The following is a 19,244-nucleotide window of genomic DNA, read 5'->3' on the forward strand; positions in this document are numbered from 1 at the left end:
AGTCGCAACCTGTTCATGGTCGACCCGGGCGTCAAGTATTGGGACACCATCACCAGCAAGACCGTCGACGCACCCGGTTCGGCTTGGGCGGCGGGGCTGTTTGCCTGGACCGATGCTCAATACGGTTTCTGGGCTTCGCCATCGAACAAGGAGTTGACCGGCATCACCGGCACCGGCCGTGCGGTCGAGTACCTGGACGGCGACGAGACTTGCCGGGCCAATCTGCTCAACAACGCCAATATCACCACGATCATTCGCGACGACGGTTACCGCCTGTGGGGTAACCGCACGCTGTCGAGCGATCCGAAGTGGGCTTTCGTTACCCGTGTTCGCACGTTGTTCATCCTGATGGACGCAGTGCAGGCGGGACACAAGTGGGCGGTCGACCGCTCGATCACCAAGACCTACGTGACCGATGTCACCAACGGTCTGGATGCGTTCATGCGCGACCTGAAAGCCCAGGGCGCGATCATCAATTTTGAAGTGTTCCCCGACACCGAACTGAACACGGCCAGCCAGATCGCCCAGGGCAAGGTGTATTGGCGCATCCGTTTCACTGATGTGCCGCCGGCAGAAAACCCGAATTTCCTTTTCGAAGTCACCGATCAATGGATGACCGAAGTGCTTGAAGCAGCCTAAGGGGGCGTAACACATGATTCCTCAGACTTTGTACAACACCAACCTGTTCGTCGACGGCGTGAACTTCTCTGGCGACGTGCCCAGCCTGACGCTGCCCAAGCTGACTACCAAGACCGACGAATATCGTGGGGGCGGCATGGCCGGCCCTATCGAGATGGATCAGGGGCTGGAAAAAATGGAAGCCTCGTTTGTCACCAAGGGCGTGCGCCGCGAGTCGCTGAAGTACTTCGGCCTGGCCGACGGCACAGCATTCAACGCCACGTTTCGCGGTGCCTTCAAGGGCCAAAAGGGTGCGGTGACGGCGGTCGTTGCCACCCTGCGCGGTCGCCTCAAAGAGGTCGATCTCGGTGACTGGAAAGCGGGCGATGCTGCCGAGATCAAACACGCCGTAGCGGTCACTTACTACAAGCTCGAAATCGACGGGCGCCTGATGTACGAGATCGACATGGTCGCGGGCATTCAGGTGATCGACGGTACAGACCAACTCCTCGAAGTGCGCAATGCGCTCGGCCTGTAAGGAATAGATTCAGATGACTCAAGCAACCGCTAAAAACCTTCCAGCCTGGCTTTCGCTCAGTGCGCTCGGCGCTGTTGTAACGCTGACCCGTCCAAGCAAGGCCAACAGTGTCGACGTCGAGACGTTGAACCTGCGCAACCCGACGGTGCGTGAGGTGCGCGCGGCTGATCGTGCTGCCAACGGCGATGATGAACAGCGCGAACTGATGCTGTTCGCCGGTCTGGCCGAAGTCGGACTGAAGGATCTGGAAGGCCTCAAGCTGACGGATTATCGCCGCGTGCAGACGGCGTATTCGCACCTGGTACCGAAAACCGATTATTCGGACTCGATGCCGGCGTGGTTGTCGCTGACGACCGATCAGGTGTTGGTGACGTTGTCGTGCCCCAGCGAAATCAACGACGTGACCGTCGACAAGCTGGCCTTGCGTTCGCCAACCGTGGGCGACGTGCGGGCAGCCAACCGTGAAGTGGGTGGCGATGACGAGCAGCGCGAGCTGGTGTTGTTTGCTGCGTTGTCCGGTGCGCCTGTCGCGGATCTGGAGGGGCTGAAGCTGGTGGATTTTAACCGCTTGCAGGCCGGCTATTTTCGCATGGACAACGACGACGGGCTTTAACCCCAGCGTTATCAAGTCTGCGGCGAAACGTCTGGCGGCGGAAACCGGATTTTCCGCTGCCGAGATCCAGTCGATGCCGTTCGCGGAAATGGTGTGGTGGCTCACGGATTGAGCCGCCATCGGTAGTGCTGGGCACATGAGGGCCATCACATGGCAAACAAACTCGCCCTCGGGCTGGTGATCGGCGGCGCCGTCAGTTCAACGGTCGGCGCCGCGTTCAAGGACGTGACCGGGCGCATCAAGCGCCTCGAGGCAGAAGGCAACAAAGCGCGCGTGCTGCAGCGCACGATTGGCGACACGATCCGCCTGCGCGAAGAATGGAAAAAGGCCCACGATTCCGGCGCTGCCGGTGCGTCCAAATTACTCAGCCGATTGAATTCGAACCTCGATAGCTTGAAAAAGCAGGGGATCGAAGTCGGCCGGCTGGAAAAGGCCTATCGCTCCATGGGACAGACGGCCAGTAAAGCCGAACTCAAAGCCAAGGGGCATCAACAGATCGAAGCCGGTCAGTCCGGTATAAAAGGCGCCGTCGGTGCGGCGGTGGTCGGCGTGGGTGCCTTGGCGGTGCCGACCAAGGTCAGTGCGGATTTTGGTGCCATTGTGCGGGACATCGCGATCAAGGCCGGTATTGCCAACAAGCCGCAAGAGCAGGAGATGTCGCGCACGATTATCGACACCTCACGCGACACCGGCATGGCGCGCAACGATGTGGCCGATGTGGTGAACCAGTTGGTCGGTGCCGGCATGGAGCTGAGCAAGGCGCTGGAGTACGCGCCGGTCGCGGCCAAGTTTGTCGTGGGGCAGGGGTCCAGCGGTGTCGACACCGCCAAGATGATCAATGCCTTGGGGCAGAACGCCAAGATCACCGACGCCAAGCAGATGCAGCAGGCGCTGGAAGCCATTGCCTATCAAGGGCAGGCGGGCAGTTTTGAAGCGGCCGACATGGCCAAGTGGTTTCCCGAACTGCTCGCCAACATGGCCAGCAATGGCATCACGGGCATGGACGCGGTGACGCAATTGGGCGCCATGCTTCAGGTGCAGATGAAACAGGCCGGCAGCTCGGACGAAGCGGCCAACAACCTGAAAAACTGGATGGGCAAAATTGGCTCGACCGACACGGTCAAGTCCTACGAAAAAGCCGGCATCGACTACAAGGGGTCGATGCAGACCGGTTTGCAAAACGGTATGTCGACGCTTGAGACCAGCATGGCGCTGGCTCAGAAATACATTCAGGCAACCGATCCGGCGCGTGCGGCGAAAATGGCTGAAGCTACGTCAAAAATCAGCAAGGAAGCCGACCCGGAGAAGGCCAAGGCCATGATGGCCTCGCTGGAAGAATCCCTGCGCACCGGCGACCTGTTCGCTGACATGCAGGTCAAGGCCGCGCTGTCGGCCTACATGCAGAACAAAGCACTGTACACCCAGCTAAAAAACGATTCGCGTGAGGCGTCCGGGATTCTCGACAAGAACCTTGCCGAGCGGCGGGAATCGTCGTCGCAGAAGTGGGCCGAGATGGCTCAGTCGATGGACGACGCCATGCGTAGCATCGGGGACGCGCTACGGCCCGTCACGGATACTGTCGCCGAGGCGCTGACCAAGGTCACCAAAGGCATCACCTCGCTGTCTGACAGCGCGCCCGGAGTCGTCGGTGGTATCGCCACGGTCGGAGCGGGCCTGATCGCCCTAAAAGGCATTTTCAGCACGATCAAGATCAGCAGGGGATTGATAAACCTTGCCCGGGGATCGCGGGGTGGCATGGATGTCGTTTCGCGGATGAAGGAAGCGGCAACAGGCAGTGGCCTTGGTACTGGAATTGACGCAGGTAACGACGGCGTGAAAAAGGTTTTCGTCGTCAATGCCGCCGCTATGGGGGGCGGTGGCGGTGTGGATGCGTCGGGCGAGTCGCGCCGACGTGGACGCGGATCAAGCCGTAGTGCTCGGCGTCGGTCACTGCCTAACCAAAGAGGGCCTCGTTCGTCTGCGCCTCGTCCACTCGTTCCGGTTTCTCGTCCGCCTGTCCCAGTCCCGCGTCCGCCTGTTTCGATACCTCGGCCAACAGTCCCGCCCGTTCCAAGTGGTGCGCTGTCCAAGCTCGGCGTCGTCGCAGGAGCGGTCGGCAAGGTCGGCAAAGCGGCCAAGGTCATTCCTGGCGGCACGCTGCTGGAGTCTGGCGCGATGGCTTTTGAAACCTTTCAAAACGCCAAGACCAAGGATGAGAAGGCTGAGGGTTATGGCGCAGCTGCCGGCAATCTGGCTGGCACCATGGCGGGTGCGGCGGCCGGCGCAGCCATTGGTTCGGTGGTGCCGATCATTGGTACGGCCATCGGCGGCTTGATCGGTGCCTACCTCGGCAGTCAGGGCGGCGCGGCGTTGGGGGGCTCCCTCGGTAAATCGCTGTTTGGTGGCGAAGACGAAAAGCCCGAGCAAGTGGCAAAGGCACCGGTACCGACCACGCCACTCATGCTTGTCTCAGCGGCTCAGCAAGGTCCGGTACTGGGAGACGTTGCACGCTCGATGGCGGTAACGGCGCCGCTCAAGCCGGCGGCGCTGGCCATCCAACCCAAGGAAGCGGAAAAGCCGGTACCGGCCAAGGTGGATCAGCAGTTTCAGTATTCACTGAGCATGCCGGTCACGGTGCAGGGCGATGTGAAAGATCCGCAGCGCCTGGCACAGGATCTGATGCCGCACATGCAGCGAATGATGGCGGACGCGGCGAAGAGTAACGCCGCCAAGCTGTACGACGAACCCCATGTCTAAGGAGGTTTCATGGCTTACATGGAGCAAATGCAATCGAGCCTGAAGTATCTGGTGGAAGCGGCGGAAACTGGGCGACGCAGTGCAGACGGCATGCTGATGCCGGTCAACGGTGCGATTCGCGAACTGACCGGCGCCGCGTCCGAGCTGGAAAACATCCCGTTTGTTGGTCCGGCCATCGGCGCCAAACTTCAGCGAGTGATGCGCGGCGTCGACGCGGCTCAGGCCAAGGTCGGTCAGGTGGTAGCGGTGTACGGCCGCGCCACCCGGGCGGCGGCTGAAGTGCAGGATCGGCTGGGCACATTGAAGGAGCAGGCGGGCAAGGCGGCCACGGCGATCAACAACGTTGCCGGCAAGGTCAGTCCGTCGCTGGCCAACATCGTGCCCACCAGTTCCTTTGCCGTGGATGCTACGCCGGCGCCGGAGGCGGTGAAGCCGTTCCCGCATCTGATGATCATTCAGCCGCGCGATCCGAAGATTGAGCCGTATTACTTCAACCTGGACACGGCAGCGTTCGACGAGCTGAGCCGTTCGACCGAATTCCGCTGGGCTTCGCAGGAGCGGCTGACGCGCCGGCCAGCGAAGCAGGCTATCGGTATGGGTGATGAAAAACTGACGCTCAAGGGCACGATCTATCCGGGCTTCAAAGGCGGTTTAAAGCAGCTCGACACGCTGCGTTCCATCGGGGCCAGGCTTCAACCGCTGACCCTGACCACGGGCTATGGCGAGGTGATCGGGACGTGGTGCCTGAAAAACATCAATGAGGAACAGTCCGCGCTGCTGCACGGCGGGATTGCTCGCAAACAGGGCTTCACTTTGGAGTTTGAACGCTATGGCGACGACATGCAGGACGTCTGATGGCGACATGCTCGATGTCATTTGCAACAACGTTTACGGCCATCTGAATGGCAGCGTCGAGGCCGTGTTCGATGCCAATCAGGGGCTGGCCGATGAGCCTCAGCCGTTCCGGTTGGGCGTGGTCATTGTCCTGCCGGATCTGCCCAGCCCGACCCACGAAGGCGTTAGCTTGTGGGATTGACCTCGGGCGATGCCGGCGTAGGCGCGCCGCTGCGTGTAATGACACTGTTTATCTGACCCGCCTAGTGCGGGTTTTTTATTGGAAAAAATCCATGACTCCGATGTTTCGAATTGTCGCCGATGGGGCTGATGTCACGGCCAAGATCAATGATCGACTGTTGTTGCTGCGTACCTCTGACAAGCCGGGCATGGAGTCCGACGAGTTTGAGTTGCGTATCGACGACCGTGATGGGCAAGTGCAATTGCCTCGTCGCGGCAGCTCAATTGAGATCTACCTGGGTTACGCCGAAACGTCCTTGGCGCGTATGGGCAGCTACACCGTGGACACGGTCGAAGTGTCTGGCCCGCCGGACACCATCGTGATCAAGGGCAAGGCCAGCGACATGCGTGGCAGTGGCAAGACTATCCGTAGCGGAAGCTGGGAAGACGTGCCGCTGTCGAAGATCGTGGCCGACATCGCCGCCCGCAATGGTTGGCAGTCGGTGTGTCCGGTGTCGACGAAGGTTGCCCGGGTCGACCAGCTCAACGAGTCCGATTTCAATTTCATCACTCGGCTGGCCAAGCAATACGACTGCACGGCCAAGGTGGCCGACGGCAAGCTATTGGTGATGCCGCGCCAAGGTGGCCAGACTGCCAGCGGCAAGTCGTTCGGCGCCATCACCCTGACGCGCAGCGACATCAGCCGCTGGCAATTCAGCCTCGGAGATCGCAACTCGCACAAGGCCGTGGCCACCAAACATCAGGACAAAAAGAACGGCAAGCTCGCGGTGGTTACCATCCACAATGATGATGCGCCGGACGGGCTGCCGGCAGTGCATACCGACCGTCATATCTACCCGAACAAAACTGCTGCAGAAGCGGCGGCCAAGGCCCGTCTGTCAGCGTTCAATCGCTCGACTGCCGATGTGCGGCTTGAGATGCCCGGCCGCACGGACATCTTCGCCGAGCGTCCCATTATCGCGCAGGGTTTCAAGGTCGGGCTTGATGGCGAGTACCTGGCGGATTCGGTAGAGCAGGTGTTCACCCAGTCCGGCTGGTCGACCACCGTCGAATGCAATGCCGGCAAAGCAGGTAAATCCAAGGGTAAGAAAAAGAAAGAGGTAAAACCACCACTCAAGGTGGTGAACATCGAGAAGCAGTAGCCGCATCCCGTCGCCGCCTGAGTGCGGTTTTTTACGTCTGGAGTTTGTATGTCCATCACAGAACAACAGCTGCAAAGCATCATGCCCAACGCCCGCCGCCAAGCGGGCGTTTTTGTATCCGCCCTCAACGCAGCCATGGCCCATCGGCAGATCAACACGCCGAAACGCCAAGCCGCGTTTCTGGCGCAAGTCGGTCACGAGTCGGGTCAGCTGCAGTACGTCCGGGAACTGGGCGGCGATCAGTACCTGAGCAAATACGACACCGGCAACCTGGCTGCGAAACTGGGCAACACGCCGGCAGCGGATGGTGATGGCCAGCGTTATCGCGGTCGTGGCCTGATCCAGGTCACTGGCCACGATAACTACCTGCGCTGCAGCTTGGCGCTGTTCGGTGACGAGCGATTGCTGCGCACGCCTGAACTGCTGGAACTGCCGCAGTGGGCCGCTGAATCGGCCGCATGGTTCTGGTCCGTGAATGGGCTGAACGCACTGGCCGATCAAAACGAGTTCAACACGATCACTCGCCGGATCAACGGTGGTCTCAATGGCCTGCAGGATCGGCTGGAGTTGTGGGAGCGGGCGAGGGCGGTGCTATGCGTCTCGGCGAACTGACCCCGGCGCCGTATCGGCTGCTGGCAAAAGGAGTGCTGCTGGTCGTCATGGTCGGCGTTTCTGTGACCGTGACCTGGCAAGTACAGGATTGGCGCTACGGCAAACAGCTCGCAGAGCAGGCCCGACTCCACACCGAAACCCTCAACCAACTGAATCAGGCCTCTGCCGCGCAGCAGCGTGCCGAACAGGACAAACGCCTCGCGCTCGAGCAGCGCCTGGTTACCAGTGAACAAACCCATTACCGAGCCTTGAGCGATGCCCAACGTGACCAAGATCGCCTGCGCGATCGCCTTGCCACTTCTGATCTGCGGCTGTCAGTCATCCTCGATGCGGCCGACGCTGCCAAAGGCTGCGAGGTGCCAGCCACCTCCGGCGCCGGCGGCGTGGATCATGCAACCGTACGAGCCAGACTTGACCCGGCGCATGCTCAACGAATTATCACCATCACCCATACCGGCGACCGGGGATTAATTGCGTTGCAGGCGTGCCAGGCCTACGTCCGTGCATTAAATGATGGCTCAGCGCCATTCTTGCGAGGTGAGCACCGGTGAACCATCATTTAGATTCGATCTGAATGAACGATGCACATGGACAAGCAACTGGCTGGCTACTCAATTGTAATGACGATTATCTGGGTTTCAGTTGTTCTGGCCGTGATTTATTGGATGTCGTAGTGAAGGTAATAGGTGGCTGACGTGGAAGGCGTGGTGCTGAGCGAGAAGATGCAGCGAGAAGCTGATCGTCTGCTGGCGCAGATTGTCCGGGCTGATTCGATGATCATCGCCGTGAAGGCGGGGGCACGGGCGGATGGCTTCGTCCTTGGATTGGAAACCGGTGGTGCCTTGCGCGCCGGTGATGATGAAAGGCTGTACGTCATTTTTGAAAGCGCTCTGATGGAGCGCTTGAAGTCGCTGGCTCAGCGTTGAATCAGTCATTTGGTTTGATCAGTCCGGCTTTTTGAGCCGTGGGCGCCGCTGGCGCCGGCTTCGTCACAAAACCTTTTCCGGAACATGTCGGGCACTCCTCACGCGCACCAAAGCGATCAAGGCAGGCGGGGCACATGCAGAAAACAGCCGACTCGATGTGAGGACGCACCCTTTCGAAGGTGCGCAAATCGCGCTGCTCCTGGGCAAGCTGGGCCAGATCAACCAGTAAACGATAGGCGTCTGGGTCGTCGATGGGCTTGCAGTCGATACCCCGGATCACACGCTCAGTTTCAACTAGCTCATATTGCTGACCGTTCGACATCCTCAGTAAAAGTCCCGTGATCCGTCCGGTCTTGCGGGAAAGGCTGAGCCTTAAGTCGGCACCGTCTGCATCGGAATAGACCTTTCCATCATAGGGAAAGGACGCTCCGCGGGGTTGGTCACCGGGGAAATTGAAGATCGAACGGCTGATGGTCCCAAACAGCTTTCTGCTGTTGACCTGCACGACGTCATAGGTAGATGCGCCGCGGTACTGGCCTGGCGAGTTTTGCAGCTCTTCGACAGCGTGCCAGTAGGCAGCGTTAGCCATCTCGTTCATGTCGAACTGCTCAAACTGGTCGATCAGCCTCTCTGTGTGCAACGCCGCCGCCATCTCATGAAGCGTTTCCCGGTGACCTTCTGGGTTCTGCAGGCGGAAGTCTTGGTCATCGAGAGTCGCACGCCATCGCTGGAGCCGGAGAGACTTGGCTTGTTCGAAATTCATAGGAATGGGTTCGCTGTACAAGTGCTGTATGTATGTACAGTAATTGCGACAGGATGGATTTTGCGAGCTTGGCTCGACGAACTGCATGTCAACCGTCTATCTGAACTAAAAGCTGACCATAAAGTCAGGATGCTTGTCACTACTTTTTATCCTGAGGTCATCCCATGCATTGCTACACGATCCAATACGTATTTAACGGCGAGCCCCGGACACATAAGCTTGAGCTGAAGCAGTCCGAGCTAACTACTCAAGATGCGGCCATGCATCTGTTGCAGCTCCATTTGGGAGATGCTGAGAACAGCTTGATCATGCCAACAGCAGACTCCACTCCTGAAGAGGTTTTGGAGCAGGCAGATTTGGTAGGGATTTCTCAAATCACAGTTGTGAGCGTCGAAGGCGAGTAGGGCCAGAAATGGTTGCCGGCAGCCCAGCGCAGCAGGCCGTTTTCGACCCATAGCTGACTTTTGATTTTGCAGGCATACGCTACGGCTCCAGTATCTTCTCCATGACGATAGTTCGCTCGGCTCCGTGAAATTCGTCTCGAATTTTTTTAAAGCCAAGCGAGGAGTAAAAGCCTTCTGCGGTGATTGAAGACGGAACGCGTAGTAGTTTGGCTCCCCCGTTGACGGCGACTGACTGAATGCTCGCCATCAGCTGGCGTCCTATGCCTATCCCTTGATAGGTCGGGTCGACAAATACGCTTCGGACAATGTCCTGATCAAGGCTGGCCGTTGCAACTACATGATGGTCGATTGTCGCCACGTAAACCTGGCGCTGGGTGAGCAAATAAAGAATCGCCTTTGGGGAAAAGCATTGCTCCACTTGAACAATGATATCTGGCGAATAGTCCTGGCCATTGGATTCACGTAGGGCGCTAACAACGACCTGGCTTATGGCTGCGGCATCCTCGCTTGTTGCGTTTCGAATCAGGCAATCCATTGTGCAACTCCTTCCGTGTGGTTGCCTGATCGTAAAGGGATGCCGCTTTACTGGCTACGGTGCAAGGAGCCTTAAACTGAATATCCGTTTTGGGCCGATAGAGGTCAGTCAGGACTCATCAAAACAGCCAGGCTCATTTTGATGAACTCTTCGTTGTGGTCGATCACATAGAGCGCGCCGCGAACGTTCTCGGCTACGTCCGCCGATCCGCGCTCTTCCACCCACTTTGTGAGCTCCATGATGGCAGCTTCGAGTGCGAGCTGGTTCTGGTTGATTTTGAAAAGCAGGGAAGGGAGCAGATCTGAATTGGGCATGCGGTTTCCTCCGTGGAAGAACCCAGCGTAGCACCGTGTTACATGAAGAGTGTTTTACGTTTGGCAGGACGCCAGAGAAGGGAGAAAAGCCAGAAAGTTTTGTAACGCGTATCAAAAAGTTTTGTAACGCTTCCGTGAGCTCAGCGGAAATCTCAACAGCCAGAAACGACAAAGCCCTGAATAATCAGGGCTTTGTCGTACATAAGATGGCGGAGGCGATGGGATTCGAACTCATGGACCTGTTACAGTCGACGGTTTTCAAGACCGTTGCCTTAAACCACTCGGCCACACCTCCGTAGCGTTGCGGGCGCCATAATACCTGAATGAAACACACTGTCAAACTCTCTGCATGGCTTGTTACAGAGCGTCTGTTATGATCTTTGCGACTGAACGTTTCAAACCAACAGGAGTGTCGCCATGCGCGAACAGGATTACGCAGTTAATAACGGCGTGCAGGCTGAGCAGCTAGAGGTTAGCCGCGTCCTGCGCAACACTTACGGCCTACTGGCTCTCACCCTTGCATTCAGCGGCGTGATGGCTTTTGTTGCCCAGCAGATGCGAGTCGGCTACCCGAATATTTTCGTGGTGCTGATCGGCTTCTACGGGCTGTTCTTCCTTACCAACAAACTGCGTGATTCCGCGTGGGGCCTGGTGTCGGCGTTTGCCCTGACCGGTTTCATGGGTTTCCTGCTCGGCCCGATCCTCAATCGTTATCTGGGTATGCAGGGCGGCGCTGAAGTGGTCAGCTCTGCGTTCGCGATGACGGCACTGGTGTTCGGTGGTCTGTCGGCTTACGTGCTGATTACCCGCAAGGACATGAGCTTCCTCGGTGGTTTCATCACCGCTGGTTTCTTCGTGTTGCTGGGTGCAACGCTGGCAAGCTTCTTCTTCCAGATCAGCGGCCTGCAACTGGCGATCAGCGCAGGTTTCGTACTGTTCTCGTCGGTGTGCATTCTGTTCCAGACCAGCGCCATCATTCAGGGCGGCGAGCGTAACTACATCATGGCAACCATCAGCCTGTATGTATCGATCTACAACCTGTTCATCAGCTTGTTGCAGATCTTCGGCATCATGAGCCGCGACGACTGATCGCAGCTCTGACGTTGATGAAAAACCCGCTTCGGCGGGTTTTTTTTCGCCTGCCAAAAAGTGTAGTGGCCATTTAAAGGCCAAATGATTGGAAAGGGATGGCGCTTTTCTGAAATTGACCTACACCTGTAAGCAAGGAAGAACGGCAAGTGATCGACAGGAGTCGGTATGCAATACCCCCCGAAAACCCTGCGCCACACCCGTTTCCCTCACATGTCATGCCTGGTCATCCGGTCCGGTTTGACTGTGCCCGCCAATTCATCCTGATCAAGGAGGTGAGCCACCAAAAAAACCTGTTCAACCGTGAACCGATCTCGGCGTTCGAACCGAGACCCCTGATACCCAAAACAACAAAGGAGGCCCTCCAGGACGGGCGCAAATCCCGGGCCATGGCAGGCGTTGTCCCTATCAAGGAGATCATCGATGAACCAGCCCCAAGGAAAGTTTGCAGCATTGGCCGTCGCGGCCGCTCTGTTCAGTGCCGGCGCTCAGGCCGGTACTTATCCCGATTATGGTTATGCTCCTCCGCCCAGCTATACCGGGCCCAAGTTCGAGCTGAGCCAGAATTACCCGACCAAGCCGCCGCAAGTGCCGCTGCCGGGCTTCTTCAAGAAGCTGCCGACCAAGCCGGACAACAACTTCGAAACCTGGCGTGCCTACATGGAGGACGTTAAGAATTATTGCCTGGAAGGCAACGTCGAGGTCAATTGGGATGTGCAGAAGAACAAGCTGCGCCAGTGGTATCACATGCCGTGGCAGCATTACGGGCCGCTGGGGCGTGAAGGTATCCATGGTCTGACCAAGGAAGCACAGATCGGGGTCAAGCAACTGGCACCCACGCAAGTCGCCACCGGGCAGACGTACGCGGTGGGCATCTACAACGACATCGGTTCCTACACCATTGGCCAGGTCTGGAAGGACCCGAACAATCCCGACCCGAGTTATACCTCACAGCCCAACAGTTTCCCGAATGGCACGGTGGTCTGTAAGGCGCTGTTCGCCGACGTCGACCGCAGCACCGTGCCGTTTCTGGTCAACCCGGTGCTGTGGCAAGGCTATATCACCGAGACTTTCACCTCTGCCAACCGCAAGTTGAAGGATGTCGCGTTGATCCAGATGGACATCGCCGTGCGGGATACGCGCATGAGCGACACTGGCTGGATTTTCGGCACCTTTCAGTACAACGGCGCCAAGACTGGCAAGGCTGGCTGGGACAATCTGGTACCGGTGGGGATCATGTGGGGTAACGATCCGAAAGAGACCGGCAACGATTTCACCAACCCGACGCCAACCGTCACCAAGATCAACAGTGCGCTGCAGCAAACCGCGATCAACGCCGACACCAAGGAGCTGCCACCGACCCACCTGGGCTGGAACGGTCGCTTGAATGGTCCGGTGGACAACCCCAACAGCTCATGCCTGAGTTGCCATGCCACCGGGGAGTCGCCGCAAGTGGCAATCATGAACCCGCTGTTCCAGGGCAATCCGCCGCCAGTCGGTTCGCCTGAATGGATGAAGTGGTTCCAGAACATCCCGGCCGGGCATCCGTTCACTGCCGGGACGAAGAGCACCGATTACAGCCTGCAACTGGCTGGCGGTCTGGTGAACTACTTTGAATGGAAATGCGACATGAGCGGCATCTATGCCGATGGCAAGAATGCCTGCAGCAAAGTGCCTAACCTGAAGCTGAAAATGCTCAAGGCTGGCGACGACAATTCGCAACCTCAGCAGAAAGTCATGCGTGACCCAAGCCTGCAACAACTGCTTGAGTAAACCGCAGTAACCTCCGGGTGCCATGCATCCGGAGGTTTTCATCATTCGATAATGATGCTGCCGTCGGCGCCTTGTTTGTAGATTGTGTAGGGCAACAGAAATGTATCGAGAATGCCGGACGCTGCGGCATCGATCAGCAAGCCCGGATTTGCATTCTTGTAGTCGAAGGCATCGACACCTTCTTTCAGCTCTGCATTGAGCATGCAAAAATCGTAGGTCACGCCACTGTAGATTCGTGGCACGGCGCCGCAGTAGGTTTTGTTATCCCGCAAAGACTGCGCCGCCTTCTGATCACTGAATGCCACGGTCTGTACAGTCCCGCATCCACCAAGCATCAGCACTGCCAACATCAATAGCTGAACTTTCATCACCGCGAATCCTTCGCCGGAAAAACCTCAATCTACGCCGAACGTGCAGAAATAGCACTTACGCCATAGGAGGCAGTCGGCGCTTTACCGGCGTTTTCTTGACGATGGCAGTGTTGGTTTCGGCGAGTGTATTGAGGCGGTCGAGCAGGGTGTCCAGTTGCTCCATCGAACGCACATGCAGGCGCGCAATAAAGCAGTCCTCGCCGGTGACCTTGTCGCACTCGGTGAACTCGGGAATCGACTGGATCTGCCGCTCGACTTCCTGCAACTGCCCCGGCAGCGGCCGCACCCGGACGATAGCCTGCAATTGATAGCCAAAGCATTTAGGGTCGATCTCGACGGTGTAACCCTTGAGTACGCCGCGTTCCTCCAGTCGGCGCAAGCGCTCGGCAACGCTCGGTGAAGACAGTCCGCTGATCTGCGCCAAGGCTTTAAGCGAACGGCGTGAATCTTCCATTAATGCGCCGATCAGGATCTGGTCGATATCATCGGTCATGGCATCACTCCGGCATTAGGCAATTATTGAAATCCACCCTCGATAAAAAAGGCAGAAGCCGAGTTTAGCCTGCTTTATACACTGGTGAAGCCCTGTGCCTGCTAGGCATACTTTTGCCATAAACACAGGAGACTGATGATGGACAACAACCTGCGTCGCGGTTCATTTGAAATGACCGCCGCCATGCTGATTTCCGGGACGATAGGCTGGTTCGTGCTGGTGTCGGGGCAACCGGTAATCGATGTGGTGTTCTGGCGTTGCGTGTTTGGCGCCGGAACCCTGTTGCTGATTTGCGCGGCTTTCGGCTTTCTGCGTCCGGGGATTCTGACCCGCACCACGTTTCTGCTCGCAGTGCTCAGTGGGCTGGCGATTGTCGGCAACTGGTTGTTGCTGTTCGCGTCGTATTCCCGGGCATCGATAGCCATCGGCACCGCGGTGTACAACGTGCAGCCGTTCATGTTGGTCGGTTTGGCGGCGCTGTTTCTCGGGGAAAAAATCACCTTGCAGAAGCTCTTCTGGCTTGCAGTTTCCTTCATGGGGATGCTGGCAATCGTCAGTGCCCACGGGCAACAGGGCGAGGGCGGTAATGACTATCTGGTGGGCATTGCATTGGCATTTGGCGCGGCGTTTTTGTACGCGATTGCCGCGTTGATCATCAAGCGCCTGACCGGCACGCCACCGCATCTGATTGCACTGATCCAGGTCTGCACCGGGGTATTGCTGCTCGCACCGTTCGCGCATCTTTCGGCGCTGCCGCAAACGCCAAGTGCCTGGGCCAGTTTGCTGACATTGGGCATCGTTCACACCGGTTTGATGTATGTGCTGTTGTACGGCGCGATCCAGAAATTGCCGACGGCATTGACCGGCGCACTGTCGTTTATCTACCCGATTGCAGCGATTTTCGTTGACTGGTTCGCCTTCGGCCATCGTCTGGAAACCCTGCAATGGGTTGGCGTGGGGGCGATCCTGTTGGCGGCGGCCGGCATGCAACAAGGTTGGGGATTTAAAGCGCGGCGCCTGGCCGCGCAGTAAGTCTTAAATACTCCAGCGCGGCGCCGTCTTGGCCAGGCGCTGGCGCATTTCGCCGATGTTCGCCGCCAGTTGCAGAGTCAGCAAACGGTAGCCGTCGAGCGGGCTGTACACCGGTGCATCAAGGTCGGCGGCCGGCAGTTCCATTTGCCGTTCCAGACGTTGCGACGCACCAGTCTTCAAAGCGCGAGCCATGCCGATCAACTGCACGCGAATCTGCCGGTGCTCGGCCTTCAGCGCCGATTGCAGATGTTCCATGGCTTGCGGGTCGCTGGCGTCCGGTCGAGTGTTGGCGAGGATTTCCAGGGTGCTGATGCACATGCGCAGGTTGCGCTGGATCGCATCCAGTTCGGTCATGGAAATCTTCACTTCCTTGGACACCGAAGGCATCAGTGAGCGCAACTGCACCATCACCGCGCTCAAGCGGCTCATCAGCTTCAAATGCTCGTCGGCGCTGACTGCCTGGCCGCTGATGATCCGTCCGTAAACCGTCGCGCAATCGCGCAAGGCGTCGGCCAGGTTGTAGCGCCACGAATACACCGCGTACAGCGGCAGCGCGAAAGAGAAGGCCAGGGCCAGGGCGATACCGATGAGGATATCGACCCCGCGCCACAGCCCGTCAGTGATTGGATTGTCGCCGTGCCCAGCGACAATAAAAACAGTGATGGCCGAGAGCAGGGCGGTGTAACCACCCTTGCCGATGGCGTGATACGAGAAAAAACCGCAGACCACAGCCATGGCGAAATAGGTCAGCCACGGCATGCCGAGCCACGCCTGTTGCGCCACCAGCAACAGACCGACGCCAGCACCGATCAAGGTGCCGGTAGCGCGCTCGGCAGCTTTTTTGCCAATGTTGCCGTGATGCTGCAAGCCGCCGATCACCACCAGCATCGTCACCGACGCCCACTCACCGTGGGGCAGGTTGATGCCGGTGGTCAGCAGGATCGTCGCCAGCAACCCCAACGCCACCCGCACCGCGTGGATCAATCGGGCGTGCCGGTAGCGCCGATACGGGTCCAGTAAAGGACGCAATATTCGGCGCAGTAGCGGTGGCAGTCGGTGGGTGCTGAATGTAGTCAGAACACGGTCCTCTTCAGAAGTGTTTTAGAAAATATAGTCGGTAGTCAGGAAGCTCGAATCGCGTCCGCGAATGATCTCGCTGATCAGATCCTTGTTGCTGTCCTGGAACTTGGTTGCCACCAGCGTACGGATCGAAAACACCCGCAACGCATCGTGTACCGACAGCGTGCCCTCGGCGGAGTTCTTCCGGCCATTGAACGGGTAAGTATCCGGGCCACGCTGGCATTGTGCGTTGAGGTTGATCCGTCCGACCTGATTGGCGAACGTATCGACCAGGCGCCCAACGGCCACCGGATTGGTGCCGAAGATGCTCAACTGCTGACCGAAGTCCGACTCCAGCACATAGTCGATCACCGTATCGAGATGGCGGTACGGCACGATTGGTACCACTGGGCCAAACTGCTCTTCGTTGTACACGCGCATCTGCGGTGTCACCGGGTAAAGCACCGCGGGATAGAAGAACGATTCGCGCGATTCGCCGCCATTCGGATTGACCACTTGCGCGCCTTTGCTCTGCGCATCGGCCACCAGACCGTGCAGATAATCGACCTTGCCGGCTTCCGGCAAAGGCGTCAGCGATACACCGCTGTCCCACGGCATGCCCGGTTTCAGCGTAGCCAGTTTGGTGTTGAATTTTTCGATGAAAGCATCAACCACGTCCTCATGGACGAAGAGGATTTTCAGTGCGGTGCAGCGCTGGCCATTGAACGACAGCGAGCCGGTGACGGCTTCGTTGACAGCGTTATCCAGATCGACTTCCGGCAGCACGATGCCGGGGTTTTTCGCGTCCAGACCCAGCGCAGCACGCAAGCGGTGTGGTTTCGGGTGCAGTTTTTTCAGGTCACTGGCGGCCTTGTTGGTGCCGATGAAGGCGAAGATGTCGATCTTGCCGCTGGCCATCAGTGCGCTGACGGTCTCGCGGCCGCTACCGTAAATGACGTTGATCACGCCGGTCGGGAAGCTGTCGCGGAACGCTTCGAGCAGCGGACGAATCAGCAACACGCCAAGTTTGGCCGGTTTGAACACCACGGTGTTACCCATGATCAGTGCCGGGATCAGCGTGGTGAAGGTTTCGTTCAGCGGATAGTTGTAAGGCCCCATGCACAGTGCGACGCCGAGCGGCACGCGACGGATCTGGCCGAGCGTGTCCTGTTCCAGCTCGAAACGGCTGGAGCGGCGGTCGAGTTCCTTGAGTGCATTGATAGTGTCGACGATGTAGTCGCAGGTGCGATCGAACTCTTTTTCCGAGTCCTTGAGGTTTTTGCCGATCTCCCACATCAGCAATTTCACCACGGCTTCACGCTGTTGGCGCATGCGCCCGAGGAAGGCTTCGACGTGCTGGATGCGTTCGGCCACACGCATGGTCGGCCATAGGCCCTGACCCCGGTCGTAAGCGCGGACAGCGGCGTCGAGTGCGGTGAGTGCGGTGTCGGCATCAAGCAGTGGCGTGCTGCCGAGGATTACCTGTTCATCACCGTTTTCACCGTGGATGTAGACCGGGCTGCGCACAGTGGCGAGCGGGCCGTCCCAGCGGCGCAATTCGCCGTCGACCAGATATTCGCGCTGCTCGACCTGACCATCGAGGCGGTATTTTTCCGGGATGTCGCTGACTGTAGGGAACAGATTGCCAAGGATATTTGCTGTGGTCATGTCGCTACCCCGTGTTTGATGTCGGCGTGCAGATTGGAAAAGTCTGTACAGGTTATACGCCTGAATGCGCTGAAATTTAAACCCGCAAATGTCAGGCAAATGTCACTCAGAAGTGCGGGGCAGAGCTGGAGGGTGCACACAAAACCCACGGTGGGAGCGGGCTTGCCCGCGAAGGCGTCGTCTCAGTCGATACATCTGGCGCCTGACCCACCGCTATCGCTGGCAGGCCAGCTCCCACAGGATTTTGGGTTGCTCACAGATTTGTGCCTCACCGCAGACACTGTGGGAGCGGGCTTGCCAGCGAAGGCGCCGTCACAGCCGATACATCTGGTGCCTGTCACACCGCTATCGCTGGCAAGCCCGCTCCCACAGGATTTTGTGGTTGCTTACAGATTTGTGCCTCACCGCAAACACTGTGGGAGCGGGCTTGCCCGCGAAGGCGTCGCATCAGTCAATAAATCCGGCAACTGACCTACCGCTATCGCTGGCAGGCCAGCTCCCACAGGTTTTTGGGTTGCTTACCGATTTGTGCCTCACCGCAGACACTGTGGGAGCGGGCTTGCCCGCGAAGGCGTCGTCTCACTCGATACATCTGGCGCCTGACACACAGCTATCGCTGGCAGGCCAGCTCCCACAGGATTCTGGGTTGCTTACCGATTTGTGCCTCACCGCAGACACTGTGGGAGCGGGCTTGCCCGCGAAGGCGTCGCATCAGTCAATAAATCCGGCAACTGACCCACCGCTATCGCTGGCAAGCCAGCTCCCACAGGATTTTGGGTTGCTTACCGATTTGTGCCTCACCGCAGACACTGTGGGAACGGGCTTGCCCGCGAAGGCGCCGTCACAGCCGATACATCTGGTGCCTGTCACACCGCTATCGCTGGCAAGCCAGCTCCCACAGGATTTTGTGGTTGCTTACAGATTTGTGCCTCACCGCAAACACTGTGGGAGCGGGCTTGCCCGCGAAGGCGTCGTCTCAGTCGATACATCTGGTGCCTGACACACCGCTATCGCTGGCAAGCCATCTCCAACAGGATTTTGTGGTTGCTTACCGATTTGTGCCTCACCGCAGACACTGTGGGAACGGGCTTGCCCACGAAGGCGTCGTCTCAGCCGATACATCAGGCGCATGTCACTCCGCTATCGCTGGCAGGCCAGCTCCCACAGGAGCTTGGGTTGCTTACAGATTTGTGCCTCACCGCAGACACTGTGGGAGCGGGCTTGCCCGCGAAGGCGTCGTCTCAGTCGATACATCTGGCGCCTGACCCACCGCAATCGCTGGCAAGCCAGCTCCCACAGGATTTTGGGTTGCTTACAGATTTGTGCCTCACCGCAGACACTGTGGGAGCGGGCTTGCCCGCGAAGGCGTCGCCTCAGCCGATACATCTGGCGCCTGTCACTCCGCTATCGCTGGCAAGCCAGCTCCCACAGGATTTTGGGTTGCTTACAGATTTGTGCCTCACCGCAGACACTGTGGGAGCGGGCTTGCCCGCGAAGGCGTC

21 protein-coding genes and 1 tRNA gene are annotated in these 19,244 nt (G+C 58.4%); 14 read left to right on the forward strand and 8 right to left on the reverse strand.

All coding sequences use genetic code 11. The annotated features are described in order from the left end of the window. The 10 genes from ACIOZM_RS06785 to ACIOZM_RS06830 form a co-directional block, all read left to right on the forward strand. Positions 1–639 (forward strand): phage tail sheath family protein (locus tag ACIOZM_RS06785; RefSeq protein ID WP_401211056.1); only part of this gene is annotated, 639 nt, incomplete at its 5' end. 13 nt (positions 640–652) lie between these two features. Continuing rightward, positions 653–1,156, forward strand: coding sequence for a phage major tail tube protein (locus ACIOZM_RS06790; RefSeq protein ID WP_401211059.1), 504 nt, complete (start codon positions 653–655; stop codon positions 1,154–1,156). Between the two features lie 13 nt (positions 1,157–1,169). Then, positions 1,170–1,769, forward strand: a complete 600-nt coding sequence (locus ACIOZM_RS06795; RefSeq protein ID WP_401211061.1) for a phage tail assembly protein — start codon at positions 1,170–1,172, stop codon at positions 1,767–1,769. Between the two features lie 150 nt (positions 1,770–1,919). Then, positions 1,920–4,526, forward strand: a complete 2,607-nt coding sequence (locus ACIOZM_RS06800) for a phage tail tape measure protein (RefSeq protein WP_401211064.1) — start codon at positions 1,920–1,922, stop codon at positions 4,524–4,526. Positions 4,527–4,535: 9 nt separating this feature from the next. Next, the gene (locus ACIOZM_RS06805; protein ID WP_401211068.1) at positions 4,536–5,381 is read left to right on the forward strand and encodes a phage tail protein; all 846 of its coding nucleotides are present in this window, start codon (positions 4,536–4,538) and stop codon (positions 5,379–5,381) included. Beyond that, positions 5,356–5,562, forward strand: coding sequence for a tail protein X (locus tag ACIOZM_RS06810; protein WP_401211071.1), 207 nt, complete (start codon positions 5,356–5,358; stop codon positions 5,560–5,562). Before ACIOZM_RS06805 ends, ACIOZM_RS06810 begins: the two co-directional genes overlap by 26 nt. A gap of 91 nt (positions 5,563–5,653) precedes the next feature. Continuing rightward, positions 5,654–6,703, forward strand: coding sequence for a phage late control D family protein (locus tag ACIOZM_RS06815; protein ID WP_401211073.1), 1,050 nt, complete (start codon positions 5,654–5,656; stop codon positions 6,701–6,703). Positions 6,704–6,751: 48 nt separating this feature from the next. Beyond that, on the forward strand, positions 6,752–7,315 hold the full coding sequence (locus ACIOZM_RS06820; RefSeq protein ID WP_401211076.1) for a glycoside hydrolase family 19 protein: 564 nt from the start codon (positions 6,752–6,754) through the stop codon (positions 7,313–7,315). After that, entirely contained in the window at positions 7,297–7,866 is a 570-nt protein-coding gene (locus ACIOZM_RS06825; protein ID WP_401211079.1) for a lysis system i-spanin subunit Rz, read from the forward strand. The genes ACIOZM_RS06820 and ACIOZM_RS06825 overlap by 19 nt, the downstream gene beginning before the upstream one ends. Before the next feature lie 144 nt (positions 7,867–8,010). Next, positions 8,011–8,241: a hypothetical protein gene (locus ACIOZM_RS06830; protein WP_401211409.1), complete on the forward strand. Its 231-nt coding sequence runs from the start codon at positions 8,011–8,013 to the stop codon at positions 8,239–8,241. 1 nt (position 8,242) lies between these two features. On the opposite strand, the gene ACIOZM_RS06835 is transcribed toward ACIOZM_RS06830, so the two are convergent. Next, positions 8,243–9,004 (reverse strand): hypothetical protein, encoded by a 762-nt coding sequence (locus ACIOZM_RS06835; RefSeq protein ID WP_401211082.1) that lies wholly within the window; start codon positions 9,002–9,004, stop codon positions 8,243–8,245. A 164-nt stretch (positions 9,005–9,168) separates the two neighbouring features. Between ACIOZM_RS06835 and ACIOZM_RS06840 the strand changes: the two genes are divergently transcribed. After that, complete coding sequence (locus tag ACIOZM_RS06840) at positions 9,169–9,408, forward strand: hypothetical protein (protein WP_401211085.1); 240 nt, start codon at positions 9,169–9,171, stop codon at positions 9,406–9,408. Between the two features lie 79 nt (positions 9,409–9,487). Here the strand turns inward: ACIOZM_RS06840 and ACIOZM_RS06845 are convergent, their stop codons facing one another. The 3 genes from ACIOZM_RS06845 to ACIOZM_RS06855 all read right to left on the reverse strand — a co-directional run bounded on the left by ACIOZM_RS06845 (position 9,488) and on the right by ACIOZM_RS06855 (position 10,552). Further along, the gene (locus ACIOZM_RS06845; protein WP_401211088.1) at positions 9,488–9,943 is read right to left on the reverse strand and encodes a GNAT family N-acetyltransferase; all 456 of its coding nucleotides are present in this window, start codon (positions 9,941–9,943) and stop codon (positions 9,488–9,490) included. Positions 9,944–10,047: 104 nt separating this feature from the next. Continuing rightward, the gene (locus ACIOZM_RS06850; RefSeq protein ID WP_401211090.1) at positions 10,048–10,257 is read right to left on the reverse strand and encodes a hypothetical protein; all 210 of its coding nucleotides are present in this window, start codon (positions 10,255–10,257) and stop codon (positions 10,048–10,050) included. 207 nt (positions 10,258–10,464) lie between these two features. After that, positions 10,465–10,552, reverse strand: a tRNA-Ser gene (locus ACIOZM_RS06855). Between the two features lie 122 nt (positions 10,553–10,674). Between ACIOZM_RS06855 and ACIOZM_RS06860 the strand changes: the two genes are divergently transcribed. Next, positions 10,675–11,346 (forward strand): Bax inhibitor-1/YccA family protein, encoded by a 672-nt coding sequence (locus ACIOZM_RS06860; RefSeq protein WP_129393287.1) that lies wholly within the window; start codon positions 10,675–10,677, stop codon positions 11,344–11,346. A 423-nt stretch (positions 11,347–11,769) separates the two neighbouring features. Then, entirely contained in the window at positions 11,770–13,119 is a 1,350-nt protein-coding gene (locus ACIOZM_RS06865; protein WP_401211093.1) for a hypothetical protein, read from the forward strand. A gap of 41 nt (positions 13,120–13,160) precedes the next feature. Here the strand turns inward: ACIOZM_RS06865 and ACIOZM_RS06870 are convergent, their stop codons facing one another. Together ACIOZM_RS06870 and ACIOZM_RS06875 are read right to left on the reverse strand one after the other, a co-directional pair. Next, the gene (locus ACIOZM_RS06870; protein ID WP_401211096.1) at positions 13,161–13,487 is read right to left on the reverse strand and encodes a YceK/YidQ family lipoprotein; all 327 of its coding nucleotides are present in this window, start codon (positions 13,485–13,487) and stop codon (positions 13,161–13,163) included. A gap of 58 nt (positions 13,488–13,545) precedes the next feature. Beyond that, complete coding sequence (locus ACIOZM_RS06875) at positions 13,546–13,983, reverse strand: Lrp/AsnC family transcriptional regulator (RefSeq protein ID WP_401211098.1); 438 nt, start codon at positions 13,981–13,983, stop codon at positions 13,546–13,548. Positions 13,984–14,121: 138 nt separating this feature from the next. Between ACIOZM_RS06875 and ACIOZM_RS06880 the strand changes: the two genes are divergently transcribed. Beyond that, the gene (locus ACIOZM_RS06880) at positions 14,122–15,015 is read left to right on the forward strand and encodes a DMT family transporter (RefSeq protein WP_401211101.1); all 894 of its coding nucleotides are present in this window, start codon (positions 14,122–14,124) and stop codon (positions 15,013–15,015) included. Between the two features lie 3 nt (positions 15,016–15,018). On the opposite strand, the gene ACIOZM_RS06885 is transcribed toward ACIOZM_RS06880, so the two are convergent. Both ACIOZM_RS06885 and ACIOZM_RS06890 read right to left on the reverse strand, forming a co-directional pair. Continuing rightward, positions 15,019–16,068 (reverse strand): FUSC family protein, encoded by a 1,050-nt coding sequence (locus ACIOZM_RS06885; RefSeq protein WP_401211411.1) that lies wholly within the window; start codon positions 16,066–16,068, stop codon positions 15,019–15,021. Between the two features lie 48 nt (positions 16,069–16,116). Next, positions 16,117–17,742, reverse strand: a complete 1,626-nt coding sequence (locus ACIOZM_RS06890) for an NADP-dependent glyceraldehyde-3-phosphate dehydrogenase (protein ID WP_401211102.1) — start codon at positions 17,740–17,742, stop codon at positions 16,117–16,119. Between the last annotated feature and the right edge of the window lie 1,502 nt (positions 17,743–19,244).

The sequence above is a fragment of the Pseudomonas sp. NPDC087346 genome (assembly GCF_044744235.1).
Taxonomy (GTDB): Bacteria; Pseudomonadota; Gammaproteobacteria; order Pseudomonadales; family Pseudomonadaceae; genus Aquipseudomonas.